Consider the following 21,164-nt stretch of genomic DNA (forward strand, 5'->3'; position numbering starts at 1 on the left):
ATGATTTCGATGACCTCGGTGAACAAACACTTCGGGGAACTTCACGTCCTGCAAGAGGTCAATCTCGAGGTACCCAAGGGCCAAGTGGTGATCGTCCTCGGTCCGTCGGGCTCCGGTAAGTCGACTCTGTGCCGCACCATCAATCGCCTCGAACCCATCGACTCCGGCACCATCGCCGTCGACGGAAAGACGCTCCCCGAAGAGGGCAAAGCACTTGCCGCACTTCGTGCCGACGTCGGGATGGTCTTTCAGTCTTTCAACCTGTTCGCGCACAAGACGATCCTCGAGAACGTCATGCTCGCACCGATGAAGGTCCGCAAGGCAAAAAAGGACGAAGCCAAGAAGACCGCGCAGGCGTTGCTCGAACGTGTCGGTATCGCCAATCAGGCCGACAAGTACCCGGCGCAGCTTTCCGGCGGTCAGCAACAGCGTGTCGCCATTGCTCGCGCTCTTGCGATGCAGCCGAAGGTGATGTTGTTCGACGAGCCCACCTCCGCTCTCGACCCCGAGATGGTCAACGAAGTCCTCGACGTCATGACCTCCCTCGCGAAGGAAGGCATGACCATGCTCGTGGTCACGCACGAGATGGGCTTCGCGCGCAAAGCCGGCGATCGTGTGCTGTTCATGGCTGACGGCCAGGTCGTCGAAGACACCACGCCCGAAGAGTTCTTCACCCATCCCAAGTCGGATCGGGCCAAGGACTTCCTCGGCAAGATCCTCACGCACTGATTACAGTCTCCCCTCCGACAGTCCTGTCCTCGTCCACAAGACAACTTGCTCGACTGCACCGTTCACCTCGGCTGCACCGTTCATCTCGACTGCACCGTTTGCATGTCGACAACTGAGAGGATCTTCATGAAGATCAATCGCTCCGTCCGTTTCGGAATCGGAATCATGGCTATCGCGTTCGCTGCCACGGCTTGTGGTGGCGGCGAGGAGAGCAAATCGATCAGTGAGAACGCTGCTGACGGCAAGCTCACCGTCGGCATCAAGTTCGACCAGCCAGGACTCGGCTTGCGCAATTCGGACGGCACGTACACAGGTTTCGACGTCGAGGTCGCGAAGTACGTCGCAAACGAGCTGGGCGTGAAACCGGAGAACATCACGTTCAAGGAATCACCGTCCGCCCAGCGCGAGACGTTGATCCAGAACGGTGAGGTCGATTACATCGTCGCCACGTACTCCATCACGGACGCTCGCAAGGAGAAGGTCGGATTCGCCGGACCGTATTTCGTCGCCGGCCAGTCGCTGCTCGTCAACGCGGACAATACCGACATCACCGGCCCCGAATCTCTGAACGGCGGCAAGATTCTCTGCTCGGTGGCTGGTTCCACTCCCGCACAGAAGGTCAAGGACACCTACGCCAAGGACGTCCAGCTCCAGGAGTTCGACACCTACTCGGCGTGCGTCGAGGCGCTACGCAATGGCAAGGTTGACGCAGTCACCACCGACGACATCATTCTTGCCGGCTACGCGGCTCAGTCCCCCGGCGCATTCCGTATCGCCGGTGAGCCGTTCACCACGGAGAATTACGGCATCGGCTTGGCGAAGGACGATTCCGAAGGTCGCGGCAAGGTCAACGATGCCATCGAGAAGATGATCTCTTCCGGTGCGTGGGCCGAAGCATTCAACGAGACGGTCGGACCGTCCGGTTACACGATGCCCGCTCCGCCCACCGTCGACCGATACTGATCCAACTGAGCAGTAGCCATTCCAGGTGGGATTTCCGTATTCGGAAATCCCACCTGGGCAAGCACTTTCAACAACGACCCATGAACTGGGGAGACCGTAAGTGAAAATAATCGACGATTACGGAAGCCAGATACTCGAAGCGTTCTGGACCACTATCCAGCTCACGATCTTCTCGGCGATCGGCGCATTGATCCTCGGAGTGATTATTGCCGCCATGCGGGTGTCACCCGTACCCGTGGCCCGATTCCTCGGCGCCGCCTACGTCACTGTCTTCCGCAATACGCCGCTCACCCTGATTCTGCTCTTCTGTGTGTTCGGTCTGTACCAAACTCTCGACATCAGTCTGGCATCAACCAGTTCGTCAACCTTCGTGATCGACAACAACTTCCGTTTGGCGATCCTTGGACTTAGCGTCTACACCGCGTCGTTCGTGTGCGAGTCGATCCGCGCCGGAATCAACACCGTCCATGCGGGACAGGCAGAAGCAGGACGATCCCTAGGGCTGACCTTCCTCCAGAACCTCCGACTCATCGTTCTTCCTCAGGCATTTCGCGCCGTGATCGCACCGCTCGGTAGCGTCCTCATCGCTCTGACCAAGAACTCCACCGTCGCCGCCGTCATCGGCGTGTCCGAGGCATCGAAATTGATGAAGGAGATTCTCGAAAACGAAGCCGCACTCTTCTTGACCGCAGGAATCTTCGCCGTCGGCTTTGTCATCTTGACGCTGCCGACGGGATTGCTCTTCGGCAAGCTCGCCAAGAAATTCGAGGTCGCACGATGACCAAACAAGCAACTGTTCTTTACGACGCGCCAGGCCCGAAGGCCCGGGCACTGTACCGATTCGCGTCGGTTGTCGTAGCCGTCCTCGCCCTCGCCATTGCGTTTGTCGTGTATCGCGCGCTCGACGACAAAGGGCAGTTGACATCGGCCAAATGGGATCCCTTCCTACAGGCGGACGTCTGGACGACCTATCTGCTTCCCGGCATCAAAGGCACCTTGATCGCGGCGGCACTATCCATCGTGCTTGCACTGATCCTCGGCGCAATTCTCGGCATCGGCAGATTGTCCGATCACCGCGCAGTACGCGTTGTCAGTGGTGTCATCGTGGAGTTGTTCCGCGCAATTCCCGTACTGCTGCTGATCATCTTCATGTATGCGGTTTTTGCCGAGTACAAAATTGTCAAGCTCGACTACTTGGCACTCTCCGCCGTCGTGGTGAGTTTGACGCTCTACAACGGATCGGTGATCGCGGAAATTGTTCGCTCGGGAATCAACTCACTCCCCCGTGGACAAAGCGAAGCCGCCAAAGCTCTCGGCATGCGCAAATCTCAAATCATGGTGACGATCTTGCTACCCCAGGCGGTCACAACCATGCTCCCCGCACTGATATCGCAAATGGTTGTTGCACTCAAGGATTCAGCGCTGGGCTACATCATCGGCTACACCGAACTTGTTCGGCAGTCCACGCAATTGGGCGCTGCATTTCAGAACTACCTTCCGGCACTCATGGTGGCTGCGGTCATCATGATTATCCTGAACTCCTCACTCACGTACCTGGCAACCAAGGTGGAGAAGCGCCTGCGGTCCGGGAAGCGAAAGGGCAAGGGCCCCGTCGCGGCTCCGGTTGGCGACGCTGCCGTTTCGGTACCGGGTATGGACCTGACCAAGCCGTGAGCTGATCGACCTGCTGTTCCACTGACACGAGGAGCGGGGTGTGTCACCGAATCCGGTGACACACCCCGCTCTTGGTATTCGATGCCTACGGTACTTTTTGCCTACGGTCTGGTTACCTACAGCTCTGCAGCCGCCATCTCGGCTTTGACCACCTCGTAGGACATCCCCGCTGAATATCCCTTGCGTGCCAGCATCGAGACCAGTCGACGCGTGACCTTGTCGCGATCATCGACGGGCTTGTTCTTCAGCTTCCGCCGAACCAGCTCCGCTGCTCGCTCGCGTTCATCTTCCGGATCGATCTGTGACAACGCTTCGGAAGCGGTGTCCTGGTCGATTCCTTTGAGCCGCAACTCGACTGCAAGCGCACGCTTTCCCTTGCCCGAGTACGTATGCCGCGAATGAACCCACTGGTTCGCGAAGTCTGCGTCGTCGATCAACCCGATTTCCTGGAGTCGATCGAGGACCTTGGTAATGATCTCGGGTTCGAAGCCGCGTCCGCTCAGCTTGGTTTCCAGTTCGGAGCGGCTGCGCGCCCGGTCGGTCAGGAGGCGCAGGCAAGCATCTTTGGCCTGCGCCTCCGTCCCACCTTCTGCGCGTTGCGACGGCTTCTCGGATCGTTGACGGGATCGACGCCGAGGAGCGCCGTACTCTTCACGAGCATTCTCGCCGTTGTCACCGTCGTCGAAGCTCATGACTGAACTCAGAAGTCGGCGGGAGCTTCGTCGGTTGCAGTGACGTCAGCACCGATACCGAGCTTTTCCTTGATCTTCTTCTCGATCTCGTCGCGGATATCGGTGTTCTCCAGCAAGAACTTACGAGCATTTTCCTTGCCCTGACCCAACTGGTCACCTTCGTAGGTGTACCAGGAGCCGGACTTGCGGATGAACCCGTGCTCGACACCCATGTCGATGAGCGAGCCTTCCTTGCTGATGCCCTGGCCGTAGAGAATATCGAACTCGGCCTGCTTGAACGGCGGCGCGACCTTGTTCTTGACGACCTTGACGCGAGTGCGGTTACCCACTGCGTCGGTACCGTCCTTGAGAGTTTCGATACGACGGATGTCGAGGCGGACCGAAGCGTAGAACTTCAGTGCCTTACCACCGGTGGTGGTTTCGGGAGAACCGAACATCACGCCGATCTTCTCGCGAAGCTGGTTGATGAAGATGACGGTGGTGCCCGAGTTGTTCATGGCACCGGTGATCTTGCGCAGCGCCTGACTCATCAGTCGAGCCTGCAAACCGACGTGGCTGTCACCCATCTCGCCTTCGATCTCGGCGCGAGGAACAAGAGCGGCCACGGAGTCGATCACGACGATGTCGAGGGCGCCTGAACGGATCAGCATGTCGGTGATTTCGAGGGCCTGCTCACCCGTGTCCGGCTGTGAGACCAGGAGTGCATCGGTGTCGACGCCCAGCTTGGCTGCATAGTCGGGATCGAGTGCGTGCTCCGCGTCGATGAACGCCGCGATGCCGCCGTTGGCCTGAGCATTGGCAACTGCGTGCAGTGCCACGGTGGTCTTACCCGAAGATTCCGGGCCGTAGATCTCGATGACGCGGCCACGCGGCAGTCCGCCGATACCCAGCGCGACGTCGAGCGCGATGGAACCGGTGGGAATGACGGCGATGGGCTGGCGGACACCCTCACCCAGGCGCATCACCGAACCCTTGCCGAAGTTCTTGTCGATCTGCGCCAACGCGAGGTCGAGTGCCTTGTCCCGATCAGGTGCCTGTGGTGCCATCGTGATCCCCATCCTTGTTTCAGTCTTCAGTGCCTGCCTGAGCAGACTCCGTCTCTTCAGCGCCTGCCTGAGCCGACCCTGTTGGTGTGTTGCGATCAGAGTAGATCCGGCCACCGACAGACTTTTCGATCTTGCTTTAGCGCTTGTCGATCACCGCGTTTGTAGGTCACCGCGTTTGTAGAACATCGAAAGTTCGCAGTTACCAAAGGAGCGTCACCACCGAACAGGTTCAGCATAGACGAACACGTGTTCGAACAGAAGATGGGAGACGTTCGACACGCCGAAGAATCAGCGGCGGGCGGGTGGTACGTCGAACTCCACACAGAGCGCACGCCACACCTCGCGAGGCTCCCAGCCTGCTTCGACGGCCTCCGCGGCAGTCATTCCGTCGAGACTCTGGAGTACATGGTCGATCAGCATCGAGTCGCCTCGTACCTGCCCGAACTCTTCGCGCACCATTTCATGAAATTCGGTCAACCGCACAGCCGCCACCGTAGTCCACAGAGCGGTGCACCTGCATTCAGGCGCAACGTGCTCACGCCGTCACACCACCGTTGACCACCTGTCGGCACACCGCCACTGGATCGATGACCTGCGACGCAGTCGCGGCAGCAGACTTCGCAGCTTCCGCGAATCGTCCGTCGGAGAGCACCTGCAGTACCGCATCGCGAATCGACTGAGCATCTGCGGGCCGCACGATCACCGACGTGCCTGCCCGCGCAGCGCGATTGGCCAACTCCCACTGGTCCCCGCCCCCGGGAACGACGACCGTCGGCACGCCGGCCAGCAGGGCCTTCGCCAACATGCCGTGCCCGCCGCCGCATACCAATACCGACGCGTCACGCAGCATCGCGTCCTGGCGTCCGAGACCTGCACGAACCCAATCGGGATGCTCACCTTCAGCCCCGTCGAGCATCGACGCGATCAGCCGCACACCGGCTCCGCCGAGTCCTTCGACGGTGCCCTCGAACATTCCCACTGCGCCGGTGTGCGCCGTGGAGGGCGCCACCATAACCAGCGGTTCGTCACCTGGCGGTGGATCCAGAATGACTTCGGTCGGCTCCCACAGAAGCGGTCCGACGACGTGAGCGCGCTCCGGCCAGTCGGGGCGAGGCACTTCGAGTGCCGGAAGTGTTGCGATCAGCCGCGCTTGCGGACCGGGATCCAGAGCGGGCAGTCCGACACCGACACGGGCCTGGGATCGCTGGGCCAACCCTTGCTTGATCGAACGTCCCGTCGCTGCGCGCATCAGGGTATCGCGGAGTCGACCACGAATTCCGACGCCGGGCGCGAGCCCACTGCCGATCGGCGGCAACCCCCGTGAAGGTGAGTACAGCGGGTGAGGCGAGAGTTCCACCCAGGGGATGCCAAGTCTTTCGGCGGCCAATCCGCCTCCGGCAGTGAGGATGTCGGAAACGACGAGATCCGGGGAGACGGACTTCAGGTCGGGAAGCAGTTCGGTGGAAATATAGGCGGCGCGCGAATGAATCCGAGCACCTGCATCAAGATCGTCGTCTCCCGGCCGCGGGGCCAAGCCCTTGAGCGGCTCGGCTTCCACGCCGGCTGCTCGCGCTGTCTCGACCCACCGGGTCCCCGTGTACAGGATCGGTTCGTCGCCGGCCTGGATCAACGCCAGCGACAACGCTATTGCGGGAAAAGCATGACCCGGGTCCGGCCCGGCAACAACGGCTACACGCACCGGATCAGAGTGTCACACCGAGTGAAAGGCCTGTTCCGCCGCACCCAGTGCGCGTTCGCGATCCGAAGCCACCAATCCGATTCTCGTCCTGCGATCGAGGACGTCGTCGACGTCGAGGGCGCCTTCATGCGACACCGCGAAATCGAACTCGGCACCGCAGATCTCCAAGTCCGCAACCGACCGGAGACGATCGCCGCTCGCCGCGGCAACGACCTCGGCCTCGGTGCCGTATCGCGCCACCAATGACGCGGGTGCCTTGATCTTCTTCAATTCCGCCGGTGATGCAGCGCCTACCAGCGGCAACGCGCGTGTCCGACATGCCCCGGCGCTCAGCGACCCGACCTCGACCGCAGCGTCGACGGCGTCTTCGGCCATCTTGCGGTACGTCGTGAGTTTTCCGCCTACCACCGTGACCAAGCCCGAGTCCGAACGGACTACAGCGTGATTGCGCGAGAGGTCGGCCGTCGAGCCTTCACCGGTGTCCAGCAGCGGACGCAGACCCGCGAAGGTCCCCAAGACGTCCCCACGGGTCAGCGGAGCTTCCAACGCCGTGTTCACGGTGTCGAGCAGGAAGCCGATCTCGTCCTCGGACGCCGTCGGTACGTCAGGCACCGGTCCCGGCGCTGCTTCGTCAGTCAACCCGAGGTAGATCCGGCCGAGCTGGGCGGGCAGGGCGAAGACGAAACGGTTGGTCTCGCCGGGAATCGGCACGGTCAGTGCTGCCGTGGGGTTCCCCAATCGCGCTGCATCGAGCACCAGGTGCGTCCCGCGGCTGGGGCGCAGGGTGATGCTGGAGTCGACTTGATCAGCCCAGACACCGGTCGCATTGACCACGACGCGGGCACGCATCAAGAACTCGGATCCGGTCAACTCGTCGCGCAAGGTGGCCGACGTTCCGGATACGTCGTATGCACCGACGCGGGTCAGGATTCGCGCGCCGTGCGACGCTGCGGTTCTGGCGATACCGACGACGAGGCGAGCGTCGTCGATGAGCTGCCCGTCGAACGCGGTCAAGGCGCCTCGTAGGTTCTCCTGCTTGACCGCGGGAGCCAATTCGCGCGCCCGCGCAGCGCTGACCGTCCGTGATCTGGGCAGCACCGAAGCCGGGGTTCGCGCCGACATGCGCAGAGCGTCACCGGCCAGGAAACCGGTACGCACCAGGGCCTTCCCGAAGAACGACGTTTCGGGCAACAGCGGTACGAGTTGAGGCATGGCGCGAACGAGGTGCGGCGCGGTGCGCGTCATGAGGATGCCGCGCTCGACCGCACTTTCACGCGCTATACCGACATTGCCGGAAGCCAGGTACCGAAGGCCGCCGTGTGCGAGTTTCGAACTCCAGCGGCTGGTGCCGAACGCGAGGTCGTGCTTTTCGACCAGCGCAACACTGAGCCCACGAGTCACGGCGTCGAGAGCGACACCGACACCGGTGATTCCGCCGCCGATCACCAGGACGTCGACCGAATCGCCGTTCGCCAACTGCTCGAGTTCACGAGTACGCCGTTGTGCGTTGAGCGCTGAATCGCTGCCTGCTGAATCTAGGGGGCTCACAGCTATTCTCCCGAATTCTTGACGGGTGCCAGATAAGCAGCGACCGCATATCGAAGTTGCTCGACCGACGCATCGGAGGAAAGCTCCGGCTCGAGAGTCGGCGCAGAAATGACGACGGACTGAGCCATCAGTAGAACCATCGCCGCGATCTCGTTGACGCTTCCCTCGCGAATCGAACCATCCTGTTGGCCGGCCGCGACAACGGATGTGATCAGCTCGAGAATCGACTTCTGGCTCGCGCCGAGCCGGTCCACGATGTAGGTCGTCAGCAATTCTTGATCGGCTTGCCGAATTTTCACGAAGAGCGGATGGTCGCGAATCTGGCCGACGACGTCACCGATCGCCTCCACGAGCAACGTGCCGGCAGACCCGTTGAAGGTCACCTCGGGCAGCACCGATCGGATCTCCCGGGTGAGCAGGTCCGCGACGACAGCTCGCGTGTCCGGCCATCGCCGGTAGACCGTCGGTCGGCTCACGCCGGCGCGACGCGAGATCTCGGCAAGTGTGGTTCGCTGCATTCCGAAATCGAGGACACACGACCTTGCTGCGTCGAGAATCACGTCGTCGATCTCGCGGCTGGGGATGCGCTGACCATCTGCCTTGCGAGGGGCAATTGAGTCATCTGCGTTACGGATTACCATCGTGTGTAACACAATACCGGACAAGTCACCGGTAATCCCGTCGGGACTTGCGATTTCTCTCGCTCAGAGATCATCAGAAATAGTACAACTCGAAACCAACTGCTCGCTCGGCGTCGAAACCAGGCTTCGGTCCGCTGACCATGTCGATCTGTGCACGCGCCTGTTCCCGGATCGGCGTGGAACTCAGCGCCGCCAGATATCGCGCATGTTCCGCGAGCGAATCCACGGCGCGATCGACCGTCGACGTCACGTCGACGCAGTGTGTGGGAGTCATCGTATTGACCGCAACCCACCGAACACCGGGCCACGGCGCCAGTCCCTGCGCCGTCAACGAGGGAAAGATCCATTCGTTTGCTGCGTCGGCAGTTGCGTCGAGGACGCTGATCCCGAGTGCACGGTGATCTGCGCTGTTCAGATAGCCGGGGCCCCAGGTGTGGGAGAAGTTCATCGTCACCACCAATTCCGGACGGTGGCGGCGAATTGCTGCGGCGAGAGTCGAGCGCAACTCCAAGCCTTCCACGAGACGACCGTCGGGCAGGCCGAGGAACTCCACCTCACCGACACCGACGATCGCGGCCGAGCGACGCTCTTCTTCCTCGCGGATCGGGCCGGACTCTTCGGGCGACAGACCGGCGATTCCGGCCTCGCCGCGCGTGGCCAGGACATATCGCACGTCTTTGCCGCGATCGGTCCACTGCGCCACTGCTGCGGCTGCGCCGTATTCGATGTCATCGGGATGCGCCACGATGACAATCGCGCGCTGCCAGTCCTCGGGGAAGTTTTCCATAGGGCAGATCTTGCCCGTCAGAACCGCGAAGCGGGCGAATTGTCGTCACTTCCCGACATCGCCTTCACCAGGAAGTAGATTCCGAAGCCGACAGCGCCGACCACCAGAACCCAGAAAAGCCCCTTGATCAGGGCACCGACCACCGCGAGTGCGACCCACACCAGTACGACGGCCAAAACGATCTTCCAAAACATGCTTACCTCCAACGTGCCGTTGAATAATCAGTCGAATCGGACAGGTACTGCGTCGTCCGTGGAACCAGCCTGACAGGTCTGGCGTGACAAAGCAGCAGCTCAGCGGCAAGTTCAGGTAAAGATCAGGGTTCACCCCGAGACCGGCCCTCACGCAGGTCAGGTGTCCAACCCATGGGCGCTTGCTCCTGGCGTAAACTCGCGAAGTTCGATCCCGTATGCCGAAGGAGCACGTCCGCAGTGTCTACGACCCGTTTCCCCGCTCGCGATCTCGCGCATGTAGCCGTCTTCGCCGCACTCATCATCGCGCTGGGCCTACCCGGGTCGATCAACATCGGCATTTCCGGCGTGCCGATCACCCTTCAGTCCATGGGCGTCATGATGGCCGGCGCTCTACTCGGACCGCGCAAGGGTGTTCTCGCCGTCCTGACGGTCATTGCTCTGGGATTGGTCGGTCTACCGGTCCTTGCCGGCGGTCGCACCGCACTCGTGTCTCTCTCGAGCCCGACAGCCGGATTCCTCATCGGTTGGATCCCGACGGCGTTTGTCATCGGATGGCTGACCGCCAAGATGCTGCCCAAGTACCGGATCATCGCGGGCATCGGCATCAACCTTCTCGGCGGCGTCGTCGTTCTCTACGCGTTCGGCATCGTAGGAATGATGGTCCGCGGACACATGAGCTTCGTTGCCGCATGGTCGGCCAACGCCGCCTTCATCCCGCTCGACGCCGCAAAAGCAGTCGTCACCGCGTTGGTCGCGTCCCAGGTTCACCGGGCATACCCGGCACTACTGCGCGACTCGGTGATCTCGTCGAACAAGACCGTGGTGGCGAATTAATCTCCGATGAGTGAGATCGTCTTCGAGAACGTCGGACACAGCTTCGGTGAACGAACGGTCCTGCAGCAGATAGATCTGCGACTGAGCGAGCAGCGAATCGGAATCGTGGGTGCGAACGGAAGCGGCAAGTCGACGCTCGCTCGCATGATCAACGGACTGGTCGTTCCGACGGAAGGACACGTCCACGTCAACGGCTTGGACACGGCGAAGAAGGGCCGCGACGTACGCAAGCAGGTCGGATTCGTCTTCACCGATCCCAACCACCAGATCGTGATGCCGACGGTTGCCGAGGACATCGAATTCTCGCTCCGCCGTAGCGGATTGGGCAAAGCCGAGCGCGCCGCAAAGGTGGCCTCGGTGCTCGAACGCTACGGCCTCGCCGGGCACGCCGACCATCCCACCCACCAGCTTTCGGGCGGGCAGAAACAGCTCCTCGCGCTCGCGGCCATCATGGTGACGGAACCGAACGTACTCGTCGCCGACGAACCCACCACGCTCCTCGACCTTCGCAACTCTCGGCTGATCAGCTCGGTATTCGAGTCACTCGATCAGCAACTGATCGTCGTGACCCACCAACTCGATCTCCTCGAGTCCTTCGAACGGGTGTTGGTCGTCGACCAAGGCCGCGTCGTCGCTGACGGTTCCCCCGCCGACTCCATCGATCACTACCGGTCGTTGGTCTCGTGACCACTCTCGGCGTCTACCGTCCGGGCCGCTCACTCCTGCACCGGATGCCGACGGGAATCAAGCTCTTCGCCTTGGTCGTGGCCATCCTCGCCGTCTCGATCTTCGTGCGTGAGCCGTGGCAACTGGCAGCTCCCACGATCGTCGTTGTGGCCCTGTACGCGGTTGCGCGCATTCCTCCGATGACTGCGATCCGGCAGCTGCGTCCGGCGCTGTGGATGTTGCTCTTCATCGGGGCGTTCCAGCTGGTAGTCGCGGGATGGCAGCGAGCGGCCGTCGTGTGCGGGGTTCTGATCATTTCGATCGCCTTCGCGGCGATCATGGGTCTGACCACACGGATCTCCGAGATGCTCGACGCGATCACCCGGTTCCTGACACCCTTGCGACGCTTCGGCGTCAATCCCGAACGGATCGCTTTGCTCCTCGCAATGACGATCCGGTGCATCCCGCTGATGTTCGAGGTCATCACACAGGTGTCCGAGGCACGCAAGGCGCGAGGGCTCGGATTCTCGCTGCGATCCTTCGCAGTTCCGGTCATCGTCGGCACCCTGATGACCGCGGACGCAATGGGTGAAGCGTTGGCGGCCCGCGGCGCCGACGACTGAGATTTCGAACAGGGTGCATCGATCAGGCGCGAGGACCGATCAGTTGTACTTGCGGGTGATGTCGTCCACCTCACCGATGGCGTCGGCAAGCGCCGAGAGTCGCTCGGCGGCCGCGTGCAGCGCCGAGAGTTCTCGGTTGAATCCCACCAGAGCCGAAGGGCTGTGAGGCGCTGTCAATGCAGCTGCGGAGGTCACCAGATCCTCGTACTGATCCAACCCCGACTGCAACTCACGAACTGCGCCGTCGATGGTGGGATCAAGAGGTTCGGTCACCTTGGGTGTAGCGGCCACGGCGCGTTCCATCGCGACGACATCCGAAGACACCGCGAACATCGCTCTCAATGCCGAATCGGCGGTAACAGTGATTTCGTCCAACTCACCGGGGTCGATGGTGTCGGCGCGCCTGAGCACACTCAAGATCTCGAACAACGAAGTCTCGGCGCCGATGAGGCGAGACATCGGGATGAACGCGCGAGACGACGACGGTGGCAAGCGCCGGCGAATCGGCGCCGACGGCGGTGGGCCGGAACTCATCGAACGGTAACGGCCGACCGCGATGACGGCGGGAACCGCGAACAGTGCCGCTCCCCCGCCTGCCACGACCACCGACCACTCGGGGGCCGACGCAACAGCAAGGCCGGCCGTGCCGACCACTGATCCGCCGGACATGAAACCCCAACGCTGAGCGCGTCGACGTGCACGGGCACGTTTGCGCTCGAATTTGGCGCGCGGGTCCTGCCACCGCCGAGCGGCATCCGCCGCAGACAGTCCGACCTCGCGCAATGTGTCCGCGGTGCGTCCCAACGCTCCGAAGGCGCCGGATACGGAAACGGGAACGGCCGACCGGGGCTCGCGCCCAGATCGACCGTCTCGTGAAGAAAACATCAGAGCATCACTGCCGACATCGAGGATTCGGCTACTGCCCGGTCTGACCGGCAGCCGGGGGCTGCTTCTCGACGGACGGAGTCGCAGGAGTGGCTGCTGCGCCGCCGGACGGCAGTGCCTCGCCCTTCATGGAAGCACGAATCTGCTCGAGGCGACTGTGCCCTGCCATCTGGACCGAGGCCTGCTGGACCTCCATCATGCGGCCTTGAACGGAGTTCTGAGCGAGTTCGGCAGAGCCGAGTGCGTCGGCGTAACGCCGCTCGATCTTGTCGCGCACAGCATCGAGGCTGGGTGTGTTGCCGGGAGCCGACAGCGTGCTGTCCATGGACCGAAGGGACTCGCTCACGCGCTCCTGCATCTTGGCCTGCTCCAGCTGGCTGAGCAGCTTGGTGCGCTCGGCAACCTTTGCCTGCAGAGTCATCGCGTTCTGCTCGACAGCCTTCTTGGCCTGAGCGGCGGCCTGCAAGGACTGGTCGTGCAGTGCCTTCAGATCTTCGACGCCCTGCTCGGCCGTCACCAACTGGGCCGCAAAAGCTTCGGCAGCGTTGGTGTACTGGATCGCCTTGTCGTTGTCGCCGGCAGCAGCGGCCTGATCGGCGAGGTTGACGGCCTGGCGCGCGTTGGCGTTGAGCTTTTCGACCTCGTCGAGTTGACGGCTGAGCTTCATCTCGAGTTGACGCTGATTACCGATCACCGACGCAGCCTGCTGGGACAACGCCTGATGCTGGCGCTGTGCGTCCTCGATCGCCTGCTGAATCTGAACCTTTGGATCTGCCTTCTCATCGATCTTCGAATTGAAGAGCGCCATCAGGTACTTCCAGCCCTTGACGAAAGGATTAGCCATTGGTTTGATCCTGCCTCCATCTGATGCGCCGCGCCGAACGCGACCCGGAGCGCGACCGTCGCGCACCGAAACAAGGGCTGCGCCCTATCTGCTCTGACCCCACCTGCTGGAAACCGGCGGTTACGTACAAAATCTATCGGTTACGGCCGGTAGTGGCTACGCCGCCGCCAACCTTCGAGCGTTCGGTGCCGGAATCACGACGCGGGTATCGCGTGCGATTGTCGGCGAACCGGAAGCCGAGACCGAACCGGAAGCCGACACGGCGGGTTCGGCGACCTGTCGACCAGCTACCGGAGCGCTCTTCTTCGTGGCCAGGGTCTCGCTCACGTCGACCAGCACGTCGGACAGTGGGACTGCGAGCGCATCACAGATCGCCGCCAACAGTTCGCTCGATGCTTCCTTACGTCCACGTTCCACTTCGGACAGATAGCCCAAGCTCACACGCGCGCTGTTCGACACCTCACGTAGCGTGCGGCTCTGCGAAACGCGCGTACGCCGGAGACTGTCACCGATTGCCTCACGCAATAGCAGCGCCATCTCGCTCCTCCTTCATCCGTGACCTCATCGTGCATGGTCGTACGTCTTCACAATCGTCAACGTCCGAACACATCCGATTGGTTCCCGAGCCTATCGTGCCGCACGCTCTGCGACACGATCACGTAACCGCGACACGGCAGTTGCGACTGCGGTTGTCCGAATCTCCCACCGTTCGCCGCCGAGCGCGAGCGGTACGCATTCGGTTCCGTCCGGACCGGCGATACCGAGAAACACCGTTCCGACCGGGTGTCCGTCCTGCTCACTCGGACCGGCGACTCCGGTCAGTCCGATACCCCAGTCGGCGCCGCACCTCGTCCGGGCGCCGAGCGCCAACGCCACCGCCGTGCTCTCGGACACGGGGCCGTCCGTTGCCAGACGCTCGGGATCCACGCCCGCCAGCGTCGCTTTCAAGTCGGTCGCGTACACGACCAGGCCCCCACGCAGCACCGCGCTCGACCCCGGCACGGACGCGACCGCAGCCGTGAACAATCCAGCCGTCAGAGATTCGGCGGCGGCGACAGTATGCCTCGCGGCGCCAAGGGCGTCGACGAGTTCGACCACTCCGAGTGCGAGCAGCGGGTCCGTCATGACTCGACTGCGCGAACTCCGGCGCGAAGCCTGATCGCCTGCACGATGTATTCGATTCCCGTCGCCACCGTCAGCACGACGGCAGCAGCCATCAGCAATCCGCTGACGATGTCCCAACTGCTCGGCAGCGGGCACAGGTAGAACCCGATCGCGACGGCCTGCACGAGGGTCTTGAGCTTGCCGCCCTTGCCCGCCGGGATGACCGCGTGCCGCAGTACCGCGAACCGCAACAGCGTGATTCCGAGTTCTCTGGCGATGATCACTCCGGTCACCCACCACGACAGGTCACCGAGAACCGAAAGACCGATCAGCGCGGCGCCGATCAGTGCCTTGTCCGCGATCGGGTCCATGAGTTTGCCGAAATCGGTGACCAGACCGTACTTCCGAGCCAATTGGCCGTCGATCCGATCCGTGATCGCGGCGACGATGAACACGCCCATTGCCCCGAGACGCCACCACGTCGAGTGTCCGCCGTCGACGAACAGAACAACGAGAAAAACCGGAACGAGAACCATTCGGACCATCGTGAGAATGTTCGCGATGTTCAGCAACGGAACCGGGTTGTCCGCGACAGGTGTGCCGTCGGACGGGCCGACGGCGGCGCGATGGGCGTCGGTCTGATCGCGCGGGGTACTCATCGGATCACCGCACAGGCGGTGAGCCGAACCCGGGACAAAGCCGAGCGGCGCGGGAATTGCGTGGGGCGGACAGGCACGCGACTTAGAATATCGGTAGGGCCATTGACTAATGTGCACCACATGACTTCGACCGCGCCGACCTATACCGAGAGCCAGTTGATCGTGCGTCGCGCGCGAACGTCGGACATCCCCGAAATCAAGCGTCTGATCGACATCTACGCCGGCAAGATCCTCCTCGAGAAGAATCTCGTGACGCTGTACGAGGCAGTCCAGGAGTTCTGGGTCGCCGAGCGAGGCGGCCAGGTAATCGCTTGCGGCGCACTGCATGTGCTGTGGGCGGACCTGGGTGAGATCCGCACCGTCGCAGTCGATCCGACCGCCAAAGGCCAGGGCGCAGGTTTCCACGTCGTCGACAAACTCATCGAGGTCGCCAAGGAATTGGAGTTGGAACGGTTGTTCGTTTTGACGTTCGAGACCGAGTTCTTCCACCGTCACGGATTCGCAGAGATCGACGGCACCCCCGTCACCGCCGAGGTCTATGCGGAAATGTGTCGGTCCTACGACGCCGGCGTCGCCGAGTTCCTCGATCTGAGCTATGTGAAACCCAACACACTCGGCAATACTCGCATGCTCCTGACTCTCTGAACCGTTCAGACTCTTCACGCACCACCCTCTCGATCACCAGCCCCGAAAGCGGTTCACGATGTCGTTGTTCCTCGTCGAATACACCTACGCGCCCGAGAAGAACGCTCAGCGCGACGAAGTCCGTAGCGATCACCGCGCGTGGCTCGCGGATCTGGTTTCCCGCTCGATCGTCTTGTCATCCGGCCCGTTTGCAGATGGAAACGGCGCGCTGATCATCGTCGACGCCGCAGACGCCGACACCGTTTCCCTCCTCTTCACCCACGATCCGTTCGCGATCGCCGATTTGATCGAGAAGGTCCGGATCACCGAGTGGGTTCCGGTGTTGGGTCAGTTCAGCGCCTGAGAGCCCCGGCCCCGGCTTACTCCCCCGCCCGGTCGCGAGTCTTCAACAGGCTCGCGACCGTCGTCACCGCCAATACTCCGATGATCACTCCGAGTGAGAGTGCCGTAGAGATTTCCGGCACGGAGACGTGTTCACCTCCGTTGACGAACGAGAGGGTGTTCTCGTGCAACGCGTGAAGTACCAGCTTCACACCGATGAACGCCAAGATTATCGAGAGCCCGTACGAGAGATAGACCAGCCGTTCGAGCAACCCACCGATCAGGAAGTACAGCTGCCGTAGGCCCATCAGCGCGAAGGCGTTGGCGGTGAACACCAGATACGGTTCCTGGGTCAGACCGTAGATCGCCGGAATCGAATCGAGCGCGAAGAGCACGTCGGCAAACCCGATTGCGATGAGCGCCAACAACAACGGTGTCACGACGCGCTTGCCGTCGATCCGGGTGATCAGTTTGTCCCCGTCGTATTCCTCGGTTGTCGGCAGCACCCGCTTCACGAGTGAGATGATGCGACTGTCGCGCTTCTCCTCGGCTTCCTTCTCATGCCCGTGATCGCGGATCAGGGTGTACGCGGTGTAGATCAGGAACGCCCCGAAGAGGTAGAACACCCAGCTGTACGCATTGATGGCGGCCGCACCGACTCCGATGAAGATTCCGCGCATCACCAATGCGAGGACGATGCCGATCAGCAGGACTTTCTGCTGGAACTCTCGCGGGACGGCGAACGTCGACATGATGATCACGAAGACGAACAGATTGTCGACCGAAAGCGCCTTCTCCGTGACGTAGCCGGCGAAGTACTCACCGCCGTACGTGGTGCCCCAGATCCACATCACGACGAGGCCGAAGACGATGGCAATCGAGATGTAGACCGTCGACCAGAATGCGGACTCCCGGAACGTCGGCGCATGCGGAGTGCGGACGTGGGCGAAGAAGTCGAAGACGAACAGGCCGAGGATCACCACGATCGTGATTCCCCAAGCCAACGGCGTCACATGCACGGGTTCCTCCGGTCGTCTGTCGACGGCTTCTCCGCCGAGGTGTCCCTACTCGTCTGCAGGTGCCTCATCCGGGTCGCCGCCGCGTATCGACCACAGCAGACCGTCGAGCTCCTCGGGCTTCATGAGCACCTCGCGTGCCTTCGAGCCCTCGCTGGGTCCGACGACGCCGCGGTTTTCCATGAGGTCCATCAGTCTGCCGGCCTTGGCGAACCCGACTCGTAGCTTGCGCTGCAACATCGACGTCGAACCGAATTGACTCGTGATGACCAATTCCACGGCCTGCAGGAGGACATCCATGTCGTCGCCGATGTCGGGGTCGACGTCTTTCTTCTCCCCTGCCTTCTGTGCGGTGACACCTTCGGTGTACTCGGGCTCGGCCTGGTTTTTCGCGAAGTCGACAACCGCCGAGATTTCCTCGTCGGTGATGAACGCGCCCTGCATACGGGTCGGCTTACCCGCGCCCATGGGCAGGAAGAGGCCGTCACCCATACCGATGAGCTTCTCGGCGCCGGGCTGATCGAGGATGACTCGCGAGTCCGTCAGTGAAGACGTCGCGAACGCCAGACGCGAGGGCACGTTGGTCTTGATCAGGCCGGTGACGACGTCGACGGACGGGCGCTGCGTTGCCAGCACCAGGTGGATACCGGCAGCACGGGCTTTCTGCGTGATGCGGACGATTGCTTCTTCGACGTCGCGCGGCGCGGTCATCATGAGGTCTGCCAGCTCGTCCACGATCGCCAGGATGTAGGGGTACGGACGGTAGACGCGCTCGCTGCCCAGCGGGGCGGTGATTTCGCCGGACTTGACCTTGGAGTTGAAGTCGTCGATATGACGCACCCGGTTGGCCTGCATGTCCTGGTAGCGCTGTTCCATCTCCTCGACCAACCAGGCCAGCGCTGCCGCTGCCTTCTTCGGCTGAGTGATGATCGGCGTGATCAGGTGCGGGATACCTTCGTACGGCGTGAGCTCGACCATCTTGGGGTCGATGAGGATCATCCGTACTTCTTCCGGCGTTGCTCGGGTGAGCAACGAGACGAGCATCGAGTTCACGAAGCTCGACTTACCCGAGCCGGTCGAACCTGCCACCAGAAGGTGGGGCATCTTCGCGAGGTTCGCACTGACGAAGTCACCTTCGATGTCCTTGCCCAGACCTATCACCAGTGGGTGGTGATCGCGTCGGGTGCTCGGCGCGTTCAAAACGTCGGCGAGGCGAACCATTTCGCGGTCGGAGTTCGGTACCTCGATGCCCACTGCGGACTTACCCGGAATGGGGGCCAGGAGGCGGACGTTGTCGGTTGCCACGGCGTACGCGATGTTGCGGGCGAGCGCGGTGATCTTCTCGACCTTCACGCCTGGGCCGAGTTCGACCTCGTAGCGCGTCACCGTCGGTCCGCGGGTGAAACCGGTAACAGCGGCATCGATCTTGAACTGTTCGAGGACTTCGCTGATCGCCTCGATCATCGCGTCGTTCGCAGAACTGCGGAGCTTGGGCGGGTCTCCCTCGATCAGCAACGTCGTCGGCGGGAGGTTGTAGTCGCCGTCGGTGACCCGATCGGTGACGAAGTGTTCCTTCTCCTCCGGCTCCGGTTCGGGTTTCGGCACGGGCTTGGCGATGGGGACCGAACGCGCAGGCACCTTGGGGCGCGGCGCCGGAGTCTCCACCACGGGCGCTGCCGCAGCCGCGACGGGCTCGTCGGGTACTGCGGTGTCGTCGGCGTTCCACAGGCCGAGGACTTCGGTCTTCTTGTCGCCCGACTCGAACTCGTCCGTCGGGTAGTTGTCGATCGGTGCGCGTCGGCTGGGCCGCTTGGCGGGCTTGAGCGGCGGCTCGGCGTAGGTGTCGACCGGGTAGCCGTCGGCGTCGAACAGTGAAGGATCGTAAGCAGATTCGCCGTAGTGGTGCTCACCGTCCTCGTCGAATTCGGATCCGTAGTCGCCGTATTCATCCGAGCGATACGAGGCGCCGAAGAAGGACTGGAACTTGCTCGGCACCTCACGCAGAGTCGTTCCGGTCAGAAGGAGGATTCCGAATCCGGCGGCGATGACCAGCAGCGGCGCAGACAGCCAGACGGTGAGCCCGTTGGTGAGCGGGCCGCCCACGACGTATCCGACAAACCCTGCGCCGTTGGAGCGACCGGTGGCGTCTGTCGGTGAACCCGAGATGATGTGCCAGAGGCCGAGCGCCGGCAGACCGACCAGCAGCGATCCCATGATCAGTCGGGGCCGGATCTCAGGTTTCGGTTCGGTGCGCATCAACAGGATCGCGAGGCCGACGCCGACGATGGGGAGCACGGCCGAGGCCGCGCCGAAGATCGCCCGCACGAGGGTGTCGATGCCGCCGCCGATCGGACCACCGGCCTTGAACCAGACGCCACCGGCGATGACGACGCTGAATGCGATCAGGCCGAGCGCTAGTCCGTCGCGGCGGTGGCCGGCTTCGATCTCGCCGACCTTACTGACGGTGCGTGTGGTGGCGCCGACGCCGCGGGCAGCCAGGGACCACCCGGCTCCGATTCCCTTGCCCACAGCGGCCAACGGGCTGGCCCGCTGAGAGGTTTTCGATACCGGGCGGCGCGCGGCCGACGACGTACCGGACGCCTTCTTGGGCGCCGGCTTGGAGCCTTTGCCCGACGCGGGGCGCCCACCAGCCCTGGCCGAAGTCGTGACATTTCGAGGAGTCGATACGGTTCGCGTGGTGCGCGAGGCACGAGGTTTTGCGGTTGCGCGCGCGCTCGGAGTAGAGGCTGACGACCTGGTCGATGCCCTGGACGTAGACGTGCTTGTACTGGATCCCCGGGCGCTCGACTTACCTGCCATGGAGTTCAGGCTAGTCTGTGCGACCCCATCTGGACCATCCGCAACACCAGCAACACTGGTGGCGAGTGCGAAACGTGATCTTCACAACCCGTCTGTCGAGCTCGGCTCCGGCAGAAGGGGGCCATCAGAAACTGCGATCGAGCGCCATCACGGATTGAACGTCGGCCAGTTCACCTTTGGCTTCGATCTTCACCTCGTTGCGACCGAAAGCGTGCAGCAGCAACTCGGCGGGTTCACCCTGCAGGACAACACTGCGAGAGCCGGATTTGTGGACGACCGCACTCTCGCCGGACGGAAGTTCGAAAATGACCTCGACAGCGGCTTTGCGGTAACCCATCTTGCCGATCTGCCGGGCGTACTTCCACAGCTGAGCCTGCCGACCCTCCGACAACGGACGCGGCGCCCAGTTCAGATGTGCGCGTCGTACATCTTCGTGGTGGATGAACATTTCCGTGGTATTTACCTGCGCGTCGAGCCAGTACATCGGCGACCACCGAGGCGGCCCACTCCGAACGTCGTCGAGGATCTCCTCCCACGGACGCGCCGCTGCGGCCTTACGCACGCTCTCGGTGTGACCGGCAAGAGGGCTCAACATGATTCCGGGAGCGGCGTCGAGACGCCGCTCCCGGACTATCAGATGTGCTGCCAGGTCACGATTGGTCCACTCCCCACACAGTGTCGGAGCATCGGGGCCGAATTCGACCATGCTGTCCACCAGGGCGAGTCGTTCGTCATGAGCGAAGGTCACCTTCGCCAAAGTACTCGAACCGGACC

General features: G+C 62.4%; 25 protein-coding genes. 9 read left to right on the forward strand and 16 right to left on the reverse strand.

Features of this window, described 5'->3' with window-relative positions; genetic code table 11:
* The 4 genes from gluA to PCS43_RS02390 all read left to right on the forward strand — a co-directional run bounded on the left by gluA (nt 1) and on the right by PCS43_RS02390 (nt 3,366).
* Nucleotides 1-729 carry a glutamate ABC transporter ATP-binding protein GluA gene (gene gluA / locus PCS43_RS02375; RefSeq protein ID WP_007735175.1) on the forward strand — a complete coding sequence of 243 codons (729 nt, stop codon included), beginning with the start codon at nt 1-3 and terminating at the stop codon, nt 727-729.
* 126 nt (nt 730-855) lie between these two features.
* Nucleotides 856-1,692 carry a glutamate ABC transporter substrate-binding protein gene (locus PCS43_RS02380; protein WP_030535553.1) on the forward strand — a complete coding sequence of 279 codons (837 nt, stop codon included), beginning with the start codon at nt 856-858 and terminating at the stop codon, nt 1,690-1,692.
* 100 nt (nt 1,693-1,792) lie between these two features.
* Nucleotides 1,793-2,473 (forward strand): amino acid ABC transporter permease, encoded by a 681-nt coding sequence (locus PCS43_RS02385; protein WP_030535554.1) that lies wholly within the window; start codon nt 1,793-1,795, stop codon nt 2,471-2,473.
* The gene (locus PCS43_RS02390) at nt 2,470-3,366 is read left to right on the forward strand and encodes an amino acid ABC transporter permease (RefSeq protein ID WP_042450676.1); all 897 of its coding nucleotides are present in this window, start codon (nt 2,470-2,472) and stop codon (nt 3,364-3,366) included. The genes PCS43_RS02385 and PCS43_RS02390 overlap by 4 nt, the downstream gene beginning before the upstream one ends.
* Nucleotides 3,367-3,482: 116 nt before the next feature.
* On the opposite strand, the gene recX is transcribed toward PCS43_RS02390, so the two are convergent.
* The 8 genes from recX to PCS43_RS02430 form a co-directional block, all read right to left on the reverse strand.
* Nucleotides 3,483-4,058, reverse strand: a complete 576-nt coding sequence (gene recX, locus PCS43_RS02395; RefSeq protein WP_209908392.1) for a recombination regulator RecX — start codon at nt 4,056-4,058, stop codon at nt 3,483-3,485.
* A gap of 8 nt (nt 4,059-4,066) precedes the next feature.
* A complete protein-coding gene (gene recA / locus PCS43_RS02400) occupies nt 4,067-5,104 on the reverse strand; it encodes a recombinase RecA (RefSeq protein WP_007735170.1) in 1,038 nt (345 codons plus the stop codon).
* A 288-nt stretch (nt 5,105-5,392) separates the two neighbouring features.
* A complete protein-coding gene (locus tag PCS43_RS02405; protein WP_003942185.1) occupies nt 5,393-5,587 on the reverse strand; it encodes a DUF3046 domain-containing protein in 195 nt (64 codons plus the stop codon).
* A 52-nt stretch (nt 5,588-5,639) separates the two neighbouring features.
* The gene (locus PCS43_RS02410) at nt 5,640-6,803 is read right to left on the reverse strand and encodes a glycosyltransferase (RefSeq protein WP_209908390.1); all 1,164 of its coding nucleotides are present in this window, start codon (nt 6,801-6,803) and stop codon (nt 5,640-5,642) included.
* 12 nt (nt 6,804-6,815) lie between these two features.
* Complete coding sequence (locus PCS43_RS02415; protein WP_209908388.1) at nt 6,816-8,351, reverse strand: glycerol-3-phosphate dehydrogenase/oxidase; 1,536 nt, start codon at nt 8,349-8,351, stop codon at nt 6,816-6,818.
* 2 nt (nt 8,352-8,353) lie between these two features.
* Nucleotides 8,354-8,992, reverse strand: coding sequence for a TetR/AcrR family transcriptional regulator (locus PCS43_RS02420; protein WP_003942216.1), 639 nt, complete (start codon nt 8,990-8,992; stop codon nt 8,354-8,356).
* Between the two features lie 73 nt (nt 8,993-9,065).
* Nucleotides 9,066-9,779, reverse strand: a complete 714-nt coding sequence (locus PCS43_RS02425; RefSeq protein ID WP_042450681.1) for a PIG-L deacetylase family protein — start codon at nt 9,777-9,779, stop codon at nt 9,066-9,068.
* Between the two features lie 17 nt (nt 9,780-9,796).
* Nucleotides 9,797-9,985, reverse strand: coding sequence for a hypothetical protein (locus PCS43_RS02430; RefSeq protein WP_020907519.1), 189 nt, complete (start codon nt 9,983-9,985; stop codon nt 9,797-9,799).
* Nucleotides 9,986-10,210: 225 nt separating this feature from the next.
* On the opposite strand from PCS43_RS02430, the gene PCS43_RS02435 reads away from it, so the two are divergent.
* Genes PCS43_RS02435 through PCS43_RS02445 form a run of 3 tightly spaced genes read left to right on the forward strand, consistent with a single transcriptional unit; the run spans nt 10,211 to nt 12,096 of the window.
* Nucleotides 10,211-10,807 (forward strand): biotin transporter BioY, encoded by a 597-nt coding sequence (locus tag PCS43_RS02435; RefSeq protein ID WP_007735162.1) that lies wholly within the window; start codon nt 10,211-10,213, stop codon nt 10,805-10,807.
* Between the two features lie 6 nt (nt 10,808-10,813).
* On the forward strand, nt 10,814-11,494 hold the full coding sequence (locus PCS43_RS02440) for an energy-coupling factor ABC transporter ATP-binding protein (RefSeq protein WP_007735161.1): 681 nt from the start codon (nt 10,814-10,816) through the stop codon (nt 11,492-11,494).
* On the forward strand, nt 11,491-12,096 hold the full coding sequence (locus PCS43_RS02445) for an energy-coupling factor transporter transmembrane component T family protein (RefSeq protein ID WP_007735160.1): 606 nt from the start codon (nt 11,491-11,493) through the stop codon (nt 12,094-12,096). Before PCS43_RS02440 ends, PCS43_RS02445 begins: the two co-directional genes overlap by 4 nt.
* A gap of 39 nt (nt 12,097-12,135) precedes the next feature.
* Here the strand turns inward: PCS43_RS02445 and pspM are convergent, their stop codons facing one another.
* From pspM to pgsA, 5 genes are all read right to left on the reverse strand, one after another.
* Nucleotides 12,136-12,981 (reverse strand): phage shock envelope stress response protein PspM, encoded by an 846-nt coding sequence (gene pspM / locus PCS43_RS02450; protein WP_020907518.1) that lies wholly within the window; start codon nt 12,979-12,981, stop codon nt 12,136-12,138.
* A gap of 31 nt (nt 12,982-13,012) precedes the next feature.
* Nucleotides 13,013-13,825 (reverse strand): phage shock protein PspA, encoded by an 813-nt coding sequence (gene pspA / locus PCS43_RS02455; protein WP_003942098.1) that lies wholly within the window; start codon nt 13,823-13,825, stop codon nt 13,013-13,015.
* 156 nt (nt 13,826-13,981) lie between these two features.
* Nucleotides 13,982-14,362, reverse strand: a complete 381-nt coding sequence (locus PCS43_RS02460; RefSeq protein ID WP_003942191.1) for a helix-turn-helix domain-containing protein — start codon at nt 14,360-14,362, stop codon at nt 13,982-13,984.
* 90 nt (nt 14,363-14,452) lie between these two features.
* Nucleotides 14,453-14,950 (reverse strand): CinA family protein, encoded by a 498-nt coding sequence (locus PCS43_RS02465; RefSeq protein WP_030535560.1) that lies wholly within the window; start codon nt 14,948-14,950, stop codon nt 14,453-14,455.
* Complete coding sequence (gene pgsA, locus PCS43_RS02470; protein WP_003942125.1) at nt 14,947-15,588, reverse strand: CDP-diacylglycerol--glycerol-3-phosphate 3-phosphatidyltransferase; 642 nt, start codon at nt 15,586-15,588, stop codon at nt 14,947-14,949. Before pgsA ends, PCS43_RS02465 begins: the two co-directional genes overlap by 4 nt.
* Nucleotides 15,589-15,708: 120 nt before the next feature.
* Between pgsA and PCS43_RS02475 the strand changes: the two genes are divergently transcribed.
* Nucleotides 15,709-16,233: an amino-acid N-acetyltransferase gene (locus PCS43_RS02475; RefSeq protein WP_007735157.1), complete on the forward strand. Its 525-nt coding sequence runs from the start codon at nt 15,709-15,711 to the stop codon at nt 16,231-16,233.
* Nucleotides 16,234-16,291: 58 nt separating this feature from the next.
* Entirely contained in the window at nt 16,292-16,576 is a 285-nt protein-coding gene (locus PCS43_RS02480) for a YciI family protein (protein WP_003942124.1), read from the forward strand.
* A gap of 16 nt (nt 16,577-16,592) precedes the next feature.
* Here the strand turns inward: PCS43_RS02480 and PCS43_RS02485 are convergent, their stop codons facing one another.
* From PCS43_RS02485 to PCS43_RS02495, 3 genes are all read right to left on the reverse strand, one after another.
* Nucleotides 16,593-17,573 (reverse strand): TerC family protein, encoded by a 981-nt coding sequence (locus PCS43_RS02485; RefSeq protein ID WP_019748181.1) that lies wholly within the window; start codon nt 17,571-17,573, stop codon nt 16,593-16,595.
* Nucleotides 17,574-17,618: 45 nt separating this feature from the next.
* Nucleotides 17,619-20,390, reverse strand: a complete 2,772-nt coding sequence (locus PCS43_RS02490; RefSeq protein ID WP_209908386.1) for a DNA translocase FtsK — start codon at nt 20,388-20,390, stop codon at nt 17,619-17,621.
* A gap of 124 nt (nt 20,391-20,514) precedes the next feature.
* On the reverse strand, nt 20,515-21,138 hold the full coding sequence (locus PCS43_RS02495; protein ID WP_007735153.1) for a TIGR03085 family metal-binding protein: 624 nt from the start codon (nt 21,136-21,138) through the stop codon (nt 20,515-20,517).
* Nucleotides 21,139-21,164: the final 26 nt, after the last annotated feature.

The organism is Rhodococcus sp. C-2 (genome assembly GCF_027854095.1).
Classification (GTDB): domain Bacteria; phylum Actinomycetota; class Actinomycetes; order Mycobacteriales; family Mycobacteriaceae; genus Rhodococcus_F; species Rhodococcus_F qingshengii.